The organism is Kitasatospora sp. NPDC085464 (assembly GCF_044541955.1).
In the GTDB taxonomy this organism is placed as follows: domain Bacteria; phylum Actinomycetota; class Actinomycetes; order Streptomycetales; family Streptomycetaceae; genus Kitasatospora.
Window position 1 is genome coordinate 1 of record NZ_JBITTM010000020.1, and the last position, 16,344, is coordinate 16,344.

The 16,344-nt window shown below is 71.3% G+C and carries 16 protein-coding genes and 1 rRNA gene; 11 read left to right on the forward strand and 6 right to left on the reverse strand.

The genetic code is table 11. The features are described 5' to 3' along the window. The 9 genes from rrf to pstB all read left to right on the forward strand — a co-directional run. Positions 1–92: ribosomal RNA gene (gene rrf, locus ACIGG8_RS19025) — 5S ribosomal RNA — on the forward strand; the annotation flags it as partial. A gap of 72 nt (positions 93–164) precedes the next feature. Further along, the gene (mshD, locus tag ACIGG8_RS19030; RefSeq protein WP_396549271.1) at positions 165–1,172 is read left to right on the forward strand and encodes a mycothiol synthase; all 1,008 of its coding nucleotides are present in this window, start codon (positions 165–167) and stop codon (positions 1,170–1,172) included. 342 nt (positions 1,173–1,514) lie between these two features. Beyond that, on the forward strand, positions 1,515–3,692 hold the full coding sequence (locus tag ACIGG8_RS19035) for an RNA degradosome polyphosphate kinase (RefSeq protein ID WP_396549273.1): 2,178 nt from the start codon (positions 1,515–1,517) through the stop codon (positions 3,690–3,692). Positions 3,693–3,813: 121 nt separating this feature from the next. Next, positions 3,814–4,899 carry a CHAD domain-containing protein gene (locus ACIGG8_RS19040; protein WP_350525716.1) on the forward strand — a complete coding sequence of 362 codons (1,086 nt, stop codon included), beginning with the start codon at positions 3,814–3,816 and terminating at the stop codon, positions 4,897–4,899. 73 nt (positions 4,900–4,972) lie between these two features. Next, positions 4,973–5,410, forward strand: coding sequence for an NUDIX hydrolase (locus ACIGG8_RS19045; protein WP_396549435.1), 438 nt, complete (start codon positions 4,973–4,975; stop codon positions 5,408–5,410). Between the two features lie 245 nt (positions 5,411–5,655). Continuing rightward, positions 5,656–6,789 (forward strand): phosphate ABC transporter substrate-binding protein PstS, encoded by a 1,134-nt coding sequence (gene pstS, locus ACIGG8_RS19050; protein ID WP_396549275.1) that lies wholly within the window; start codon positions 5,656–5,658, stop codon positions 6,787–6,789. Positions 6,790–6,939: 150 nt separating this feature from the next. Beyond that, complete coding sequence (pstC, locus tag ACIGG8_RS19055; RefSeq protein ID WP_350525713.1) at positions 6,940–7,917, forward strand: phosphate ABC transporter permease subunit PstC; 978 nt, start codon at positions 6,940–6,942, stop codon at positions 7,915–7,917. Continuing rightward, complete coding sequence (gene pstA / locus ACIGG8_RS19060) at positions 7,914–8,984, forward strand: phosphate ABC transporter permease PstA (RefSeq protein ID WP_396549277.1); 1,071 nt, start codon at positions 7,914–7,916, stop codon at positions 8,982–8,984. Before pstC ends, pstA begins: the two co-directional genes overlap by 4 nt. A gap of 39 nt (positions 8,985–9,023) precedes the next feature. Next, the gene (gene pstB / locus ACIGG8_RS19065; RefSeq protein ID WP_350525711.1) at positions 9,024–9,800 is read left to right on the forward strand and encodes a phosphate ABC transporter ATP-binding protein PstB; all 777 of its coding nucleotides are present in this window, start codon (positions 9,024–9,026) and stop codon (positions 9,798–9,800) included. A 186-nt stretch (positions 9,801–9,986) separates the two neighbouring features. Here the strand turns inward: pstB and ACIGG8_RS19070 are convergent, their stop codons facing one another. Next, complete coding sequence (locus tag ACIGG8_RS19070; protein WP_396549278.1) at positions 9,987–10,982, reverse strand: anion permease; 996 nt, start codon at positions 10,980–10,982, stop codon at positions 9,987–9,989. A 5-nt stretch (positions 10,983–10,987) separates the two neighbouring features. Then, positions 10,988–11,608, reverse strand: a complete 621-nt coding sequence (locus tag ACIGG8_RS19075; RefSeq protein ID WP_350525709.1) for a DUF47 family protein — start codon at positions 11,606–11,608, stop codon at positions 10,988–10,990. A 360-nt stretch (positions 11,609–11,968) separates the two neighbouring features. Between ACIGG8_RS19075 and ACIGG8_RS19080 the strand changes: the two genes are divergently transcribed. Continuing rightward, on the forward strand, positions 11,969–12,358 hold the full coding sequence (locus ACIGG8_RS19080) for a metal-sensitive transcriptional regulator (RefSeq protein WP_396549280.1): 390 nt from the start codon (positions 11,969–11,971) through the stop codon (positions 12,356–12,358). Between the two features lie 51 nt (positions 12,359–12,409). Here the strand turns inward: ACIGG8_RS19080 and ACIGG8_RS19085 are convergent, their stop codons facing one another. Together ACIGG8_RS19085 and ACIGG8_RS19090 are read right to left on the reverse strand one after the other, a co-directional pair. Continuing rightward, a complete protein-coding gene (locus ACIGG8_RS19085) occupies positions 12,410–12,598 on the reverse strand; it encodes a hypothetical protein (RefSeq protein WP_396549282.1) in 189 nt (62 codons plus the stop codon). A 196-nt stretch (positions 12,599–12,794) separates the two neighbouring features. After that, positions 12,795–13,691 carry a hypothetical protein gene (locus ACIGG8_RS19090; RefSeq protein WP_350525706.1) on the reverse strand — a complete coding sequence of 299 codons (897 nt, stop codon included), beginning with the start codon at positions 13,689–13,691 and terminating at the stop codon, positions 12,795–12,797. Between the two features lie 163 nt (positions 13,692–13,854). Here ACIGG8_RS19090 and ACIGG8_RS19095 point away from each other — a divergent pair, with 163 nt between their 5' ends. Beyond that, a complete protein-coding gene (locus tag ACIGG8_RS19095; RefSeq protein WP_350525705.1) occupies positions 13,855–14,043 on the forward strand; it encodes a hypothetical protein in 189 nt (62 codons plus the stop codon). Between the two features lie 87 nt (positions 14,044–14,130). On the opposite strand, the gene ACIGG8_RS19100 is transcribed toward ACIGG8_RS19095, so the two are convergent. After that, positions 14,131–14,853, reverse strand: a complete 723-nt coding sequence (locus tag ACIGG8_RS19100) for a phosphatase PAP2 family protein (RefSeq protein ID WP_350525704.1) — start codon at positions 14,851–14,853, stop codon at positions 14,131–14,133. 194 nt (positions 14,854–15,047) lie between these two features. Beyond that, complete coding sequence (locus ACIGG8_RS19105) at positions 15,048–16,235, reverse strand: NlpC/P60 family protein (RefSeq protein WP_396549285.1); 1,188 nt, start codon at positions 16,233–16,235, stop codon at positions 15,048–15,050. Between the last annotated feature and the right edge of the window lie 109 nt (positions 16,236–16,344).

Sequence of the window (16,344 nt, forward strand, 5' to 3'; positions counted from 1 at the left end):
CGCCCGGTTACATTCCGAACCCGGAAGCTAAGCCTCACAGCGCCGATGGTACTGCAGGGGGGACCCTGTGGGAGAGTAGGACGCCGCCGAACAATCATTCCAAAGAACCCCTGATCCACTCGGATCAGGGGTTCTTTGCATTTCCGGTGACGTATCGTCAGTGCATGGACGAACAGACGGCAGTCACTGCGAACAACGTGCTCCACCCCGGGCAGCGCGACGGCGCCCTGCGTGTCCTGGCCGAGGCCCAGGCGGTGGACGGTCGGGCCGCCGTCTCGGAGCAGGGCCGGCTCCGGCTGCGTGCCGCGGAGAGCGCGCGCCCGGGGGTCACCCACTTCGTGGAGACCGAAGCCGGGACCGAAGCCGCGACCGAATCCGAACCCGGGGTCGTCCTCGGTTACGGCCAGCTGGAGATCCCGCAGGGCCCCGCCGCCGACCAGTCCGCCGCCCCCGCCGCCGAGCTGGTCGTCGACCCGGCCGCCCGCGGCCGCGGCCTGGCCCGCCCGCTGGTGGACGCCGTACTGGCCCAGGCCCACCGGGCGGGGCACGACGCAGTGGACTTCTGGGTGCACGGCGGGCACCCGGCGGCCCGGCACCTGGCCGCGTCGTACGGCGCCGAGCTGGTCCGCGAGCTGCGGCAGATGCGCCGCACCGGTCGGCAGGCCGAGGAGGTGGCGTTCCCCGCAGGCGTCGAGCTCCGCACCTTCCGTCCGGGGGAGGACGACGCCGAGTGGCTGCGGCTGAACGCGCTGGCCTTCTCCCACCACCCGGAGCAGGGCGCCTGGACCGAGCAGGACCTGGCGGAGCGGATCGCCGAGTCCTGGTTCGACCCGGCCGGCTTCTTCCTCGCCACCCGCGACGGCAAGGTGGTCGGCTTCCACTGGACCAAGGTGCACCCGGCCACCGTCACCGAGCCCGAGCGCGGCGAGGTGTACGTGGTCGGGGTGGACCCGGCGGAGCAGGGCAGCGGCCTCGGCCGCGCGCTGACCGCGGCGGGTCTGCGTCACCTGACCGGCTCCGGCCCGGACGAGCGAGGACTGGAAACCGTTCTCCTCTACGTCGACGCCGACAATCCGGCCGCCGTGCGGGTATATGAACGACTGGGATTCACCATTCACGAGGTGGACCTCATGTACCGAGCCCGGTACCAGGAGCAGAACCGGTCGGCCTGACCCCCTCACCCCACGGTCCGGCCGCCTCCCGGAGGTGGTGAAGTCGGCCCGGAGCGGTCGCGGGCGGAGTGGCCGGAACGGCAACGGCCCTTGCCCCGACCGACTCAGCTTTCCTCCTGGCCATGCGGTGTTTACCGTGGATTCAATTGCTGCCGCGAAGATCACAGGATGAAGTCCGTAGTGTCTCGCTCGTGCAGAGTCGACCGCCCCACGGCGGCCGGTCCTGTACGGACCGCGCCCGGCGGATGGGCGCTGTTCCCGGGATCGCCCCGGGGCGAGGGCGACGGCCCGCAGAGCCATTCGCGTCCGGACGCCGTCCTGCTGCTGGAGGAGCTGGAGCCCATGAGCATCCCCCGCCCCGTCTCTGCCGCGCTGTCGCCGACGGCCCGGATGTCCGGTGCGCTGGGCATCCCGCCCGAGCTGCCGGCCACGGACGAGCAGGAGTTCGAAGCGTTGCCGCAGGGCCGCTTCCTCGACCGCGAGCGGAGCTGGCTCGCGTTCAACGAGCGCGTCCTCGAACTCGCCGAGGACCCGGGGATCCCGCTGCTGGAACGGGCCAAGTTCCTGGCGATCTTCGCCAGCAACCTGGACGAGTTCTTCATGGTCCGGGTGGCCGGCCTCAAGCGCCGCATCGCCACCGGCGTCGCCCAGCGCAGCGCGTCCGGCCTCCAGCCGCGCGAGGTGCTCGACCTGATCTGGACCCGCTCCCGCGAGCTCATGGCCCGGCACGCCGCGGCCTTCCAGCAGGAGGTCCTGCCGGACCTCGCCACCGAGGGCATCGAGGTGGTCCGCTGGTCGGAGCTGGCCGAGAAGGAGCAGGCGCGGCTCCACACGCTCTTCCGGCAGAAGATCTTCCCCGTCCTGACCCCCCTGGCCGTCGACCCGGCGCACCCCTTCCCGTACATATCGGGACTCTCGCTCAACCTGGCCGTCGTGGTGCGCAATCCGGTCTCCGGGCACAAGCACTTCGCCCGGGTGAAGGTGCCGCAGTCGCTGGCGCGCTTCCTGGAGGCCTCGCCCCAGCGGTACGTCCCGCTGGAGGACGTGATGGGCGCGCACCTGGAGGAGCTCTTCCCCGGGATGGAGGTGCTGGCCCACCACGCCTTCCGCGTCACCCGCAACGAGGACCTGGAGGTGGAGGAGGACGACACCGAGAACATCCTCAAGGCCCTGGAGAAGGAGCTGATGCGGCGGCGCTTCGGCCCGCCGGTGCGGCTGGAGGTCGAGGAGTCGATCGACCCCTACATCCTGGACCTGCTGGTACGGGAGCTGAACATCACCGAGGCGGAGGTCTTCCCGCTGCCCGGGCCGCTGGACCTCACCGGGCTGTTCGGGATCGCCGAGCTGGACCGGCCGGAGCTGAAGTACCCGAAGTTCGTGGCGGGCACGGCCCGCGGCCTGACCGACGTCGAGTCGGCCTCCCAGCCGGACATCTTCGCCGCGATGCGCGAGCGGGACGTCCTGCTGCACCACCCGTACGACAGCTTCTCCACCTCGGTGCAGGCCTTCCTGGAGCAGGCCGCCGCCGATCCCGACGTCCTGGCGATCAAGCAGACGCTGTACCGGACCTCCGGCGACTCGCCCATCGTGGACGCGCTCATCGACGCGGCCGAGTCCGGCAAGCAGGTGCTGGTCCTGGTCGAGATCAAGGCGCGCTTCGACGAGCAGGCCAACATCAAGTGGGCCCGCAAGCTGGAGGAATCCGGCTGCCACGTGGTCTACGGCCTGGTCGGGTTGAAGACGCACTGCAAGCTGTCGCTGGTGGTCCGCCAGGAGGGCGACACCCTGCGCCGCTACTCGCACGTGGGCACCGGCAACTACCACCCGAAGACGGCCCGGCTCTACGAGGACCTCGGCCTGCTGACCTCGGACCCGCAGGTCGGCGCCGACCTGTCGGACCTCTTCAACCGGCTCTCCGGATACTCGCGCCGCGAGTCCTACCGCCGTCTGCTGACCGCCCCGCGCGGCCTGCGCGACGGGCTGGTCGCGCGGATCCACAACGAGATCGCCCACCACAAGGCGGGCCGCCCGGCGTACGTGAAGCTCAAGGTCAACTCGATCGTCGACGAGGCCGTGATCGACGCGCTCTACCGGGCCTCGCAGGCCGGGGTGCCGGTGGACGTCTGGGTGCGCGGCATCTGCGCGATCCGCCCGGGCGTGCCGGGACTGAGCGAGAACGTCCGGGTCCGCAGCATCCTGGGGCGCTTCCTGGAGCACTCCCGGATCTTCGTGTTCGGCAACAACGGCGATCCGGAGGTCTGGATCGGCAGCGCCGACATGATGCACCGCAACCTGGACCGCCGGATCGAGGCGCTGCTGCGGATCACCGATCCGGCGCACCGCGCCGAGCTGTCCGGGCTGATCGACCTCGGGGTGTCGGACGAGACCGAGTCCTGGCACCTGGGGCCGGACGGCACCTGGACCCGCCACTCGCAGGACGCCGAGGGCCGACAGCTGCGGCACGTCCAGGACCTCCTGATCGATTCGCGCCAGCGCCGCCGGGCCGCCACCACGCGCTGACGCGTCCACTGATGCGAAGCTGCCGGAACGGCGGGCCCTGGAGACTCCCGAGGGCAGCCGGTCCGGCGGTCGGCCACCAGCTCCGGGGAACGACCCCGGAGGAACGGGGATCTACCACGCCATGACCGATGCGCCGATGACGGCCCAGGCGGCCTCCACCGCGACCGCCGGGGACATCCTTTCCCGCCACCTCACCGCCCAGGCCGGCGCCTTCCTGCGCGCCCTGCCGCTGGCGGTGGGCGAGGTCGGCGCCAGACCCGGGACCGCCTCGGTCGTCCCGGCGGCGGGTACCGCCGACCTGCTGCGGGCCGTCCGGCGGATAGGCGGGCTGCTGCACACCTTCGGCTCGGTCTTCGAGCAGACGTGGGCGCAGGAGTCGCGCACCGAGCTGCGCTGGCTGCTCAACCTGCTGGCGCTCGAACCCGGGTACGTCCGCCGTTCGGCCCGGCTGCTGGGCGCGCTGGACTCGCTGAGCGGCAGCGACCCGGAGGGGACGGGCATGCTGGCCGGCCACGCGGGCGCCCCCAAGGCGCGGGCGCTGCTGGACCGGCAGCTGACCCTGGCCCGGACCCGGGCGCACTCCACGGTCCTCCAGGAGCTCCGCTCGGCCCGGCTGCACGCCCTGGCGGACCGGATGACGCTGCTGGTCGGCGAGGCGCCGCTGCTTGATTCGGCGGACGGCCGGGCGTCGGCGGTGCTGCTGCCGCACGCGGCCGCGGCCTTCGCCGCGCTGTCCGCGACCGCCCAGCAGCTGCCGCTGCAGCGGGCCGCGACGCCGTACGGCGGGGACGGGATGCGCCGGCTGGGCGCCGTCCCGGCCGCCCGGGGCGCGGTGGACGCGGACTCGGCACTGGCGGCGGACGACGCGCCCTGGGCCCGGCTGCGGATCCTGGTGAAGCGCGGCAGGTACGCGCTGGAGGTCTGCGGCCGCCCGTCCTCCGACCTGGACGAGCTGGACGCGGTGCTGGCCCGGCAGCAGGAGGCCGCGGACGCCGCGGTCACCGCCTCCACCGCGGCGCGCACCCCGCGGATCACCCCCGCGACCGCGTACGTGCTGGGCGTGGTGCACGCCGACCAGCGGCTGGAGGTGGAGTCGGCGCGGTACGCCTTCGGCCGCCGGTGGCCCGAGCTGATGCCCGGCCCGGACGGCTGGCCGGAGTTCCCGGCCGAGGGCTGGGGCCACTCCGCCGCACCGAGGACGGTCTGAGTTGGGCGGGCGCCCGGGAGCCGGGCGGGCGGCGGCGGTGCGCGCGACCGGGGCGGTGCGCGCGACGGTGGTCATGGCGGCGGGCGCGGTGCTGTGGCTGCCGGGCCGGCCGAAGAAGAGCGGCCGGCTGGGGCGGCCGCGGATCGCGGTGATCCACCGGCCCAAGTACGACGACTGGAGCCTGCCGAAGGGCAAGCTCGACCCCGGCGAGGGCGTGGTCGAGGCGGCGCTGCGCGAGGTGTGGGAGGAGACCGGCTTCCGGTGCCTGCTCGGCCCGGAGCTGCCCGCTCAGCACTACCAGGTGCAGGGCCGCCCGAAGGAGGTCCGCTACTGGGCCGCGGTGCCGTCGAGCGGCGCCTTCCGGCCCAACCGCGAGGTGGACCGGTTGGAGTGGCTGCCGGCCGGGAAGGCGCGCGCCCGGCTCACGTACGAGCACGACCGGTTGCTGATCGATGCGCTGCTGGTGATCCTGGGGGCGAAGCCGGTGCGCTCGGCCGGCGCGCCCCGGTGAGGGAACCGCGGAAGTGATCTTCCCGCGCCCTTGCCGTGACGCAACCGTTACTACCTGACGTAGTTTCCTGCCATCCCTTCGAGGTTCACTCCCCGTTCACTTGCGACCGGCTGTCGTGTCACTTGCCCGGCCTAACTTCGGGACCACCGGAGGGCCGAACGGGCCCCGGACCACAGCAGAAACCCGTGCTGAGCCGTACGCGTACGGCACGCGCAGCGGGCAATGCCTCAGAAAGGGACACCCCTGTGAAGCTCCAGCGGAACGGCCGCTCCAAGGCCCTCGCCATCGGTGCCGTGGCGCTCGTCAGCTCGCTGTCGCTCGCCGCCTGCGGCTCGGACAACAACAACACGACCGCCTCGGGCGGCTCCAGCGGCTCCGCCGCTCCCGCTGCCTCGATCAACTGTGGCAAGCCGGGCTCGCTGATCGCCGCCGGTTCGACCGCGCAGGGCACCGCGATCGACGTCTGGAAGACCAACTTCAGCGGCGCCTGCTCCGGCACCACGATCAACTACCAGGGCGTGGGCTCCGGCGCGGGCATCCAGCAGTTCACCCAGGGCAAGGTCCAGTTCGCCGGTTCCGACTCGGCCCTGAAGCCGGCCGAGGTCGACGCCTCCAAGGCGGTCTGCACCGGCGGTCAGGGCATCGACCTGCCGATGGCCGGCGGTCTGATCTCGCTGGTCTTCAACGTGGAGGGCGTCGACAACCTGGTCCTGGACGGCCCGACCGCCGCCAAGATCTTCGACTCGCAGATCACCAAGTGGAACGACCCGGCGATCGTCGCCCTGAACCCGGGCGCCAAGCTGCCGGACGCCGAGATCCAGTCGTTCCACCGTTCGGACGACTCCGGCACCACCGACAACCTGACCAAGTACTTCGCCGCCGCCGGCAACGGCGCCTGGTCCTACCCGTCCAGCAAGACCTGGGCGGCCAAGGGCGGCCAGTCGGCCAACGGCAGCGCCGGTGTCGCGGCCCAGGTGAAGCAGGTCAAGAACTCGATCAGCTACGTCGAGCTGGCCTACGCCCAGACCAACAGCCTGAAGAGCGCCGCCATCAACACCGGCGCCTCCAAGCCGGTCGAGGCCACCGCCGCCAACGCCGCCAACACCTTCGCCAAGGCCCAGATCGCCGGCACCGGCAGCGACCTGGCGCTGAAGCTCGACTACGCGACCAAGGACGAGGGCTCGTACCCGCTGGTCCTGGTCACCTACGAGATCGTCTGCGACAAGGGCAACAAGGCCGAGACGGTCGACACCCTGAAGTCCTTCCTGACCTACACCGTCAGCGAGGCGGGCCAGAAGGCGGCCGGCGAGAAGGGCTACGTCCCGCTGCCGAAGGAGCTGACCGACAAGGTCAGCGCCGTCATCCCGACCCTGGCCTGATCCGACAGGACCACCGGTGGAGCGGCCCCGTGAGCGAGGGGGGCCGGGGCCGCTCCACCGGAACGCACCAAACCCAGCACCACGTCCGGGGCACCGCCGCCATGGTGCCGTCCCCCTTCCGGGGCGGCATCACCAGACCGGAGTAGACCAATGACTTCATCCTCCCCTGCCGCCCCGCGAGGCAGGGAACGCCGACCGCGTGACAGCCGGTTCGGCGACAAGATCTTCATGAACCTCGCCCGGGGATCGGGCATCCTGCTGCTGGTCATCATGGCCGCGATCGCCGGCTTCCTGACCTGGCGCTCGGGCCTGGCCCTCAGCAAGAACGAGGGCAACTTCTTCACCACCTTCGAGTGGGCGCCGGACGCCCCGAAGCCGGTCTTCGGCATCGCGGTGCTGGTCGTCGGCACCATCGTGAGCGCCGTCATCGCGATGGCGATCGCCGTCCCGGTGGCCATCGGGATCGCGCTGTTCATCTCGCACTACGCGCCGCGCCGGATCGCCCAGCCGTTCGCCTACCTGGTCGACCTGCTCGCCGCCGTCCCCAGCATCGTCTACGGCCTGTGGGGCGCGCTCTTCCTCGTCCCGCACATGGACGGCCTGACCAGCTGGCTCAACGAGTACCTGGGCTGGACGTACATCTTCGACCAGACCAAGTCCGGCACCCCGCGCAACCTGTTCACCGTGGGCATCCTGCTGGCGATCATGGTCCTGCCGATCATCACCGCGGTCTCCCGCGAGGTGTTCCGCCAGGTTCCGCGGATGCACGAGGAGGCGGCGCTCGCGCTCGGCGCGACCCGCTGGGAGATGATCCGCACCGCGGTGCTGCCGTTCGGCCGCCCCGGCATCATCTCGGCCTCGATGCTCGGCCTCGGCCGCGCGCTCGGCGAGACCATCGCGGTCGCGGTGGTGCTCTCCTCCAGCAACGTCCTGTCGCTGCACATCCTCGACGCGGGCGGCGGAACCTTCGCGCAGAACATCGCGCTGAAGTTCGCCGAGGCCGGCGAGAACGGCCGCAACGCGCTCATGGCCTCCGGCCTCGTCCTGTTCGTCATCACCCTCCTGGTGAACGGTGCCGCGCGACTGATCATCGCCCGCCGCAAGGAGTACTCGGGGGCCAACGCATGACCGCCACCGCCGTCGTCGAGGACGCCCGGCCCGCCGGCCGTCCGCTGACCGCCAACCGGCTGCCCAAGTGGGCCCCCGCCGCCGTCGCGGTCGGTTCGGTCGCCCTCGGCTGCGGGATCGGCGCTGCCGCCGGCCTCGCCAGCCACCTGCAGTGGGGCCTGATCTCGGGCCTGCTGTTCCTCCTGATCAGCTACGGCGCCTCGGCCTGGGTCGAGGGCCGCCGACAGGCCAAGGACCGGCTCGCCACCTCGGTGGTCTGGGTCGCCTTCATCCTGGCGGTCGTCCCGCTGGTCGCCCTGACCGTGTACACCGTCCAGCAGGGCATCGAGGTGGTCAACGGGAACTTCCTGAGCCACTCGATGAAGGGTGTGCTCCAGTCCGGTCCCGGCGGTGGCATCTACCACGCGCTGATCGGCACCCTGCAGCAGGTCGCCCTGGCGACCGCGATCGCCGCCCCGATCGGGCTGCTGACCGCCGTCTACCTGGTCGAGTACGGCCGCGGCAAGCTCGCCAAGGCGGTCACCTTCTTCGTCGACGTCATGACGGGCATCCCGTCGATCGTCGCCGGTCTGTTCATCCTCTCGCTCTGGAACCTCGCCCTGGGCTTCAGCTACTCCGGCTTCTCGGGCAGCCTCGCGCTGGCGATCCTGATGATGCCGGTCGTGGTCCGGTCCACCGAGGAGATGCTCAAGCTCGTCCCGAACGAGCTGCGCGAGGCCTCGTACGCGCTCGGCGTGCCGAAGTGGAAGACCATCCTGCGGATCGTCCTCCCCACCGCGATCGGCGGCATCACCACCGGTGTGATGCTCGCGGTCGCCCGCATCACGGGCGAGACCGCCCCGGTGATGATGCTGGTGTTCGGCGCCGACTACATCAACAACAACCCGTTCGACGGTCCGCAGCAGTCCCTGCCGATGTACATCTGGACTCAGTACTCCCAGGTGAACAACCAGTACGGCTACGCCCGAGCCTGGGGTGCGGCGCTGGTGCTGATCGCCTTCGTGATGGGGCTCAACCTCATCGCCCGGGGTATCGCCCGCTGGCGCTCGCCCAAGACCGGCCACTGACCAGACTGACGTACGAGACAGACGAGAGAAGCAACGATCATGGCCAAGCGCATCGACGTCAGCGGACTGTCGGCCTACTACGGCACCACCAAGGCCATCGAGGACATCTCGATGAGCATCGAACCCCGCTCGGTGACCGCCTTCATCGGCCCCTCCGGCTGCGGCAAGTCCACCTTCCTGCGCACCCTGAACCGGATGCACGAGGTGATCCCCGGCGCCCGCGTCGAGGGCAAGGTCCTCCTGGACGACGAGAACCTGTACGCCGCCAACGTCGACCCGGTCGCCGTGCGCCGCTCGATCGGCATGGTCTTCCAGCGCCCGAACCCGTTCCCGACCATGTCGATCTACGACAACGTGGTCGCCGGCCTCCGGCTCGCGGGCGTGAAGAAGAAGGCCGTCCTGGACGAGGTCGTGGAGCACTCGCTCAAGGGCGCCAACCTCTGGAAGGAGGTCCACACCCGGCTGAACAAGCCCGGTGCCGGCCTCTCCGGCGGTCAGCAGCAGCGCCTGTGCATCGCCCGCGCCATCGCGGTCGAGCCGCAGGTCCTGCTGATGGACGAGCCCTGCTCCGCGCTCGACCCGATCTCCACCCTCGCCATCGAGGACCTGATCGGCGAGCTGAAGTCGCAGTTCACCATCGTCATCGTGACCCACAACATGCAGCAGGCGGCCCGCGTCAGCGACCGCACCGCCTTCTTCAACCTGGCGGGCGTCGGCCAGCCGGGCAAGCTGATCGAGCTGGACGACACCCAGCGGATCTTCTCCAACCCGTCGGTCCAGGCGACCGAGGACTACATCTCCGGCCGCTTCGGCTAGACCGGACCCCGCCACGCGCGCAAGCGCGGCGAACGGCGGAACGCGAGCTGTCCCGTGGTGCTGCATGGCGGTGCCGCCGCGGGACATGAAGAAGGGCCCGCCCCCGAGATGTGGGGGCGGGCCCTGTCATGTTCCCGGTGTCGTCCGGGGGCCTCCGGGACCGGCGTCCGGCGGGTCCCTCCGGGATCAGCCCCAGAACAGGTGGACGAACCAGTACACCAGCGCTGCGACGACGGCGGCCGCCGGCATCGTGATGAACCAGCCGAGCACGATGTTCTTCGCGACGCCCCAGCGCACCGCGCGGATCCGCTTGGTGGCCCCCACGCCCATGATCGCCGAGGTGATCACGTGGGTGGTGGAGATCGGCGCCTTGTACACGAACGATGTGATGTACATGACGATCGAGGCGGTGGTCTCGGCCGCGAAGCCCTGCGGCGGGTCCAGCTCGATGATCTTGCGGCCGAGCGTCCGCATGATCCGCCAGCCGCCCGCGTAGGTGCCCAGCGAGAGCATCGTCGCGCAGGAGATCTTCACCCAGACCGGGATGTCGTAGGTGGCCTGCTGACCCGAGATGACCAGGGCCATCACCACGATGCCCATGGTCTTCTGGGCGTCCTGGAGGCCGTGCGCCAGTGCCATCGCGGCGGCGGAGGCGGTCTGGGCGACCCGGAAGTTGCGCTTGGCCCGGTGCGGGTTGGCCCGGCGGAAGATCCACAGGATCGCCAGCATCACCAGGTAGCCACCGATCAGGCCGACCACCGGCGAGACGACCATCGGGATGATGATCTTGTCGATCACTCCGCTCCAGATCACCCCGGTGCCACCGGCCAGCGCGGCGCCCACCAGGCCGCCGAACAGGGCGTGCGAGGAGGAGGAGGGCAGTCCGAAGTACCAGGTGACCAGGTTCCAGGCGATCGCGCCGATCAGGGCGGCGAACAGGATCGCCATGCCCTGGTTGCCCGAGGGGGTGTCGATGATCCCCTGCGAGACGGTGTGCGCCACCCCGCTGCCGAGGAAGGCGCCGGCCAGGTTCATCACCGCGGCCATCGCGAGCGCGGCCCGCGGGGTGAGCGCCCTGGTGGAGACCGACGTGGCGATCGCGTTCGCCGAGTCGTGGAAGCCGTTGGTGTAGGTGAAGAAGAACGCAACGCCGATGACGGCGATGAGTGCTGCCATGTCCACGAGGGTCAGGACTCCTTGACGGCGATGGTCTCCACCGTGTTGGCGACGTGCTCGAACGCGTCCGCCGCCTCCTCAAGAACGTCCACGATCTGCTTGAGCTTGAGCACCTCGATGGCGTCGTACTGACCGGAGAACAGGTGGGCGAGCAGCTTGCGGTGGATCTGGTCGGCCTGGTTCTCCAGCCGGTTGACCTCGATCCAGTACTCGGTGAGGTTCGACATGCTCCGCAGGTTCGGCATCGCCGCCGCGGTGAGCTCGGCGGCCCGGGCCAGCACCTCGATCTGCTGCTCGATCCCCTTCGGCAGGGTCTGGATGTCGTAGAGGACGACCAGGTCGACGGCCTCCTCCATGAAGTCCATGATGTCGTCCAGCGACGAGGCGAGGCTGTAGATGTCCTCGCGGTCGAAGGGCGTGATGAAGGACGAGTTCAGCTGGTGGAAGACGGCATGGGTGGTGTCGTCCCCGGCGTGCTCGGCGGCGCGCATGCGCTCGACGATCTCCGTGCGGGCCGACACGTCCGATCCCAGAAGCTCCAGCAGGAGCTTCGATCCGACGACGAGGTTCTCCGCCGCGGCGGCGAACATGTCGTAGAAGCTCGTCTCCTTCGGGGTCAGGCTAAAACGCACGGAAATCTCCGATGTGCGGGGTAGGGACTGAACGATGCTAGGTGCAACCGAGCGCAATCACGCAAACGGGGTGCCGAGCGCGGAGCCGGCGCCTCCCCTTCCGTTCGGCTGCTGCATCGGCCGGCCCGGCCGCACCGCCACGTACGGACGCGGGCCCCCAGTCTGACGGAACCTCGCCCGGATTGTCCCCGTCGTGCGCACGGAGGGCCGGGTCGCCGCTCAGACGGGTGAACCCGCCGGACGGCCCCGCCCGAGCTCGGCGGCACATGCCGCATCGGCCGCCGGAACACCACCGGAGGCCCCGGTGTTGGACACTGGTGGCCGACGCAGCCACCAGGCACTCAGACGAAGGCGGGGCCGATGACCACGACGCAAGCGCGCACCGAGCCGGATCACGCGCACGGGGCCGACCCGCACGCCGGCCACGCCGCACCCGCGGCCGCCGCCGGACACCAGGGCGGGCACGGCCCGCACGGCTACAGCGCCCAGAAGGACGCGCACCTCAAGCGGCTGCGCCGGATCGAGGGCCAGATCCGCGGTCTCCAGCGGATGGTCGACGAGGACGTCTACTGCATCGACGTGCTCACCCAGGTCTCGGCCGGCACCAAGGCGCTGCAGTCCTTCGCGCTCTCCCTGCTGGAGGAGCACCTGCGGCACTGCGTCGCCGCCGCCGCCGAGGAGGGCGGGGCCGAACTGGACGCCAAGGTGGCGGAGGCCACCGCCGCGATCAGCCGCCTGCTGCGCAGCTGAGCCCACGGGCTCCACGGCCCGACAGCCCTGAGGGTGGTCCGGGCGGCCCGGCTAGCCGTCGGCCTCCCGGTCGGCGGACCGGGGATCGGCCCGGTCGAGCAGCACCTCGTCGATCCGTTCGGTCGGCAGCCGCTCGCCGGAGCTGGCCGTCGCGGCGATCATCAGCTCGCCGGCCAGCTCGATCTCGTCGAGGGCCGCGTCGTCGTGGCCGCCGCTGCGGCCGCCCGTGGACGACACCACCTGCACCACCCCTTCAGTGCCTCGCCAGCCCGGGCGGCAGCCACCCGACGTCCAGCCTAGGCACTCCGGGGCCCGTCCACATGGCACGGACGGGCCATCTCGGCGCCGCCGAAACGGGTGACCGCCGCTCCCCGGACGGCCACCCGCTCCGACGGCACCCCGTCTCGCCCCGGCGCCGGAGCGCTGCCCGGGCGACCTACTTGGGGCTCTCCGTGGGCTTCATCTGGTAGATGTCCGAGGCCGACGGCTCGGCCGCCTCGACCGGCTTGCCGAAGTCCGCCAGCGCGGTCGTCGACGTCACCTTCACCTGGTCCTTGGCCTCCTTCGACCCGGCCACCCCGGCGAAGGTGAACACCTCGACCACCTTGTGCAGCCGGCCCTGGTCGTCCAGCCAGGCGTCGTACGGGACTTCCTTGACGGTGAAGGTCTGTGCGCCCATCCGCAGGCCGTCCCCGCCCCGGCCACCGGTCGCGTCGGCGGCCTTGGCCAGGTCCAGGGTGCCGCGGTAGTGGTGCAGCGCGACGCCGTCGACCGTCTCGGTGCCCACCGCGTCCGCCTTCTGCGCCCCGCGAAGCGCCCCCGCCGCCGAGGCCGGGTCGGTCGCGCCGCTGCTGACCAGGTTGCCGTCCGGCAGCTGGCGCACGTCCAGCTTCACCCACTTGCCCTCGGGCACCTTGGCGCCGCTGTTCTGCAGGTACACGGTGCCCGGCAGGACCACCTCGACGATCTTCCCGGTGGTCGCGGCGCCCGGCGGGACCTGCACCTCCAGCCGGCCGATCCGCTTCACGTAGTCGTAGCCGCCCGTGCCGCTGAACGAGGCCTTCTTCTCGGCGGACTCGGTGACCAGCTCGGTGGCGGTGTGCGCGGAGCCGGTGCGGCCGGTGATGTCGGCGGCGTTGCGCACCGCCGTCAGCGGGTCCGCGGCGAGCTGGTCGGGGGCGTTCGACTGCTGGTCCGAGGAACCACCGCCGGATCCCGTGCAGCCGGCCGCGCCCGCCGCGAGCGCGACGGCGAGCAGGGCGGCCCCGGCCGCCGAGCGCAGGTGCGGACCCGGACGGCGCGCTGGCCGCCCGGTGCGCTGCTGGTCGGTCATCTTCATCCTCGCGACAACCCCCTCGGGCCCGACTGCCCTGCCGGGACACCACCGGGTGGGCAGAGCTCTTTCCGGGCAAACGAGTTGGGCCGGAAAGGGTTACGGGTGCCCGCCGGCCGGAGGGCGTCGCGCACCGGGCATCCGGCGCGTTACGGTGAACTACGTGCACAGTGAGCTGTCGGCCGCGCCCGGCACCCGGATGCCCGAGCACCGCGTCGCGATCAGCGAGCGCGGCTCCTTCGCCTACGCGACGTGCAGCTGCGGCTGGTACTCCCCGGCCCGACGCTCCCGCGACCTCGCCCGCCGAGAGGGGGCCGGCCACCTGGCCGAGAACGGCACGGCGTCGGACTGACTGCCCGGGCCGGCTGCCCCGGGCCGCCTCCGGGCGTGACCGTTTCCTGGCCGGACGGTTTCCCGGCCGTGCCACCGGTGCGCTGGGTCAGGCCGCGAGGTCGGACTCCGGCGGCTGCTCCTCGGCCCGCACCGGCCCGCGCCCGCGCCGACGGCCGCGCGGAGCAGCCCCGCCGCGGGCCGCGTCGGCGCGCTCCGGTGCCCGGATCAGCGGGGCGACGGCCGTCCGGCTCAGCGCGTGGCAGAACGGGACCAGCACCGCCATCGCGATCGGCGCCAGCAGCAGCACCACGGCGACGGCCAGCGCGAAGCCGCCGATCACGTCGGTCGGGTAGTGGACGCCCATGAACATCCGGCAGAAGCCCTGCAACAGGGCCAGGCCGCCGGCGATCCAGCCGAGCCTCCGGTTCACCAGGAACAGCGCCACCGCGACGCCCATCGTCATCGTCGAGTGGTCACTGACGAAGGAGTGCGTGCCGGCCTTGCCGTCCACCAGCACCAGCAGCCCGGGGTGGTCGACGAACGGGCGCGGACGGTTCACGATCGCGGCGATCGGCAGGTTGGCCAGCTCGGCGATCGCGACCGAGAGCGGCACCCAGAGCAGCCCGGCGACCGCCACCGGCGCGTCCGGGCGGCGTCTGGCCTGCAGCCAGGCCACCAGACCGAGCATGCCCAGGCCGATCAGGATGCCGTACTCGCCGATCCACGAGACCAGGTGGTCCAGCCACTGCGGGGAGCGTTTGGCCAGACCGTTGACGGCGTAGAGCAGGCCGAGGTCGGGGTTGGTCGTGTCGGCAAGCGGCGTCGACACGCCGCACCTCCTTCTGGTCCGCTGCACCTGTGGGTTCCCGCCGGGGCCCGCCCGGCGCGGACTGCTGACGAGGGGCCACCGGAAGAAACGTCATTTCCGGGATACAGCGTTCCACGGAAACGCGCGGTTATCGAAACTTGACTCAGCGTCCACAGTGCGCACACAGGTCCCGGGCGGCCCGGCCGCACCGCGGCCTACCGGCCCGCCCCGGCGGGGGCCGGCCCGGTCGGCGCCGCCGGGGCCGCCGCCGCGGGCCGGGCGGAGACCGCCTGGCTGCCGCCCTGCGTGCCGCCCGGGGGTCCGCCCTGGTTCGCGGCGGGGCTCGCCGGCGCCGTCGAACCGGGCCGGCTCGGGGCGTTGACCGATCCGTCGGTGTTCCGGCTCGGCAGCGCCTGGGCGCCGTCCGAGGTGACCCGGGTCGCGCCGATGTACTCCTTGGTGTCGATCTTGTCGTAGCGGATCACCGCGCCGGTGTGCGGAGCGTTGATCATGTAGCCGCCGCCGACGTAGATCCCCACGTGGTGGATGCTCCGCGGGTCGCTCAGGTCCGTCGCGAAGAACACCAGGTCCCCGGGCCGCAACTGATCGCGCGACGGGTGCGGGCCCGCGTACCACTGGTCGTTGGCCACCCGGGGCAGCGTGATGCCCACGCTGGCGTACGCCGCCTGGGTCAGGCCCGAGCAGTCGAACCGGCCGCTCTGCGAGGGCAGGCCCTCGCCGCCCCACAGGTAGGGGGTGCCGAGCTTGGTCTGCGCGAAGTAGATGGCCGCCGCCGACTGCGCGGACACCTCCAACGGCGCGGTCGGTGCCGTGAAGCTGCGCGCCATCGCCTGGATGCTCCGGACGTAGCCCTGGGTCTCCTTGTACGGCGGGATGCCCCGGTTGCTCGTCACCGCGTACGGACCGGCGTTGTAGGCGGCCAGCATGTTGGCCTGCGGGTCGCCCGGGACGTTCGAGACGTCCTTGGCGAGCGCGCAGTCGTAGACCGCCGCCGAGGCGATCGCGTCGTACGGGTCCCAGACGTCCTTCCGGCCGTCACCGTTCGCGTCCGTTCCGTACGTCACCCAGGTGCCCGGCATGAACTGCGCCATTCCCTGCGCCCCGACACCGGAGCGGGCCTTGGGGTCGAATCCGCTTTCCTGGTACAGCTGCGCCGCGAGCATCGGCGGGGAGATCTCCGGGCAGAGCGCGCCCCACTTCTGGATCGCGTCCTGGTAGGCCGCGGGGACCGTTCCGGGGGAGAGGGCGGAACGATTCGCCGCCTGCTGTGCCGTCCCACTCGCCGCATAAGTCCCCATCGTCACCAGCCCGATGAGCCCGAACGAAACAACTCCCGCAGCGACGGCGGCCGCACCGGCCTTCCGGAGTACCATCAGCACCATCCCGACGATTCGTCAGTCGAAGTGTCCCGGAAGGCGTTGCTCACCGCAATCATCAGAGATACAAGGAGTGAGCGCTATCCTTCGTACGGTGGACATCCTCGCGTACGTG

What these genes read in the sequence shown, in the direction of transcription:
- ACIGG8_RS19035 (WP_396549273.1), top strand. Translation starts at nt 1,515, where the DNA reads ATGAGCATCCCCCGCCCCGTCTCTGCCGCGCTGTCGCCGACGGCCCGG.
- ACIGG8_RS19040 (WP_350525716.1), top strand. Translation starts at nt 3,814, where the DNA reads ATGACCGATGCGCCGATGACGGCCCAGGCGGCCTCCACCGCGACCGCC.
- ACIGG8_RS19090 (WP_350525706.1), bottom strand. Translation starts at nt 13,691, where the DNA reads ATGACCGACCAGCAGCGCACCGGGCGGCCAGCGCGCCGTCCGGGTCCG.
- mshD (WP_396549271.1), top strand. Translation starts at nt 165, where the DNA reads ATGGACGAACAGACGGCAGTCACTGCGAACAACGTGCTCCACCCCGGG.
- pstB (WP_350525711.1), top strand. Translation starts at nt 9,024, where the DNA reads ATGGCCAAGCGCATCGACGTCAGCGGACTGTCGGCCTACTACGGCACC.
- ACIGG8_RS19080 (WP_396549280.1), top strand. Translation starts at nt 11,969, where the DNA reads ATGACCACGACGCAAGCGCGCACCGAGCCGGATCACGCGCACGGGGCC.
- pstA (WP_396549277.1), top strand. Translation starts at nt 7,914, where the DNA reads ATGACCGCCACCGCCGTCGTCGAGGACGCCCGGCCCGCCGGCCGTCCG.
- ACIGG8_RS19105 (WP_396549285.1), bottom strand. Translation starts at nt 16,235, where the DNA reads ATGGTGCTGATGGTACTCCGGAAGGCCGGTGCGGCCGCCGTCGCTGCG.
- ACIGG8_RS19045 (WP_396549435.1), top strand. Translation starts at nt 4,973, where the DNA reads ATGGCGGCGGGCGCGGTGCTGTGGCTGCCGGGCCGGCCGAAGAAGAGC.
- pstC (WP_350525713.1), top strand. Translation starts at nt 6,940, where the DNA reads ATGACTTCATCCTCCCCTGCCGCCCCGCGAGGCAGGGAACGCCGACCG.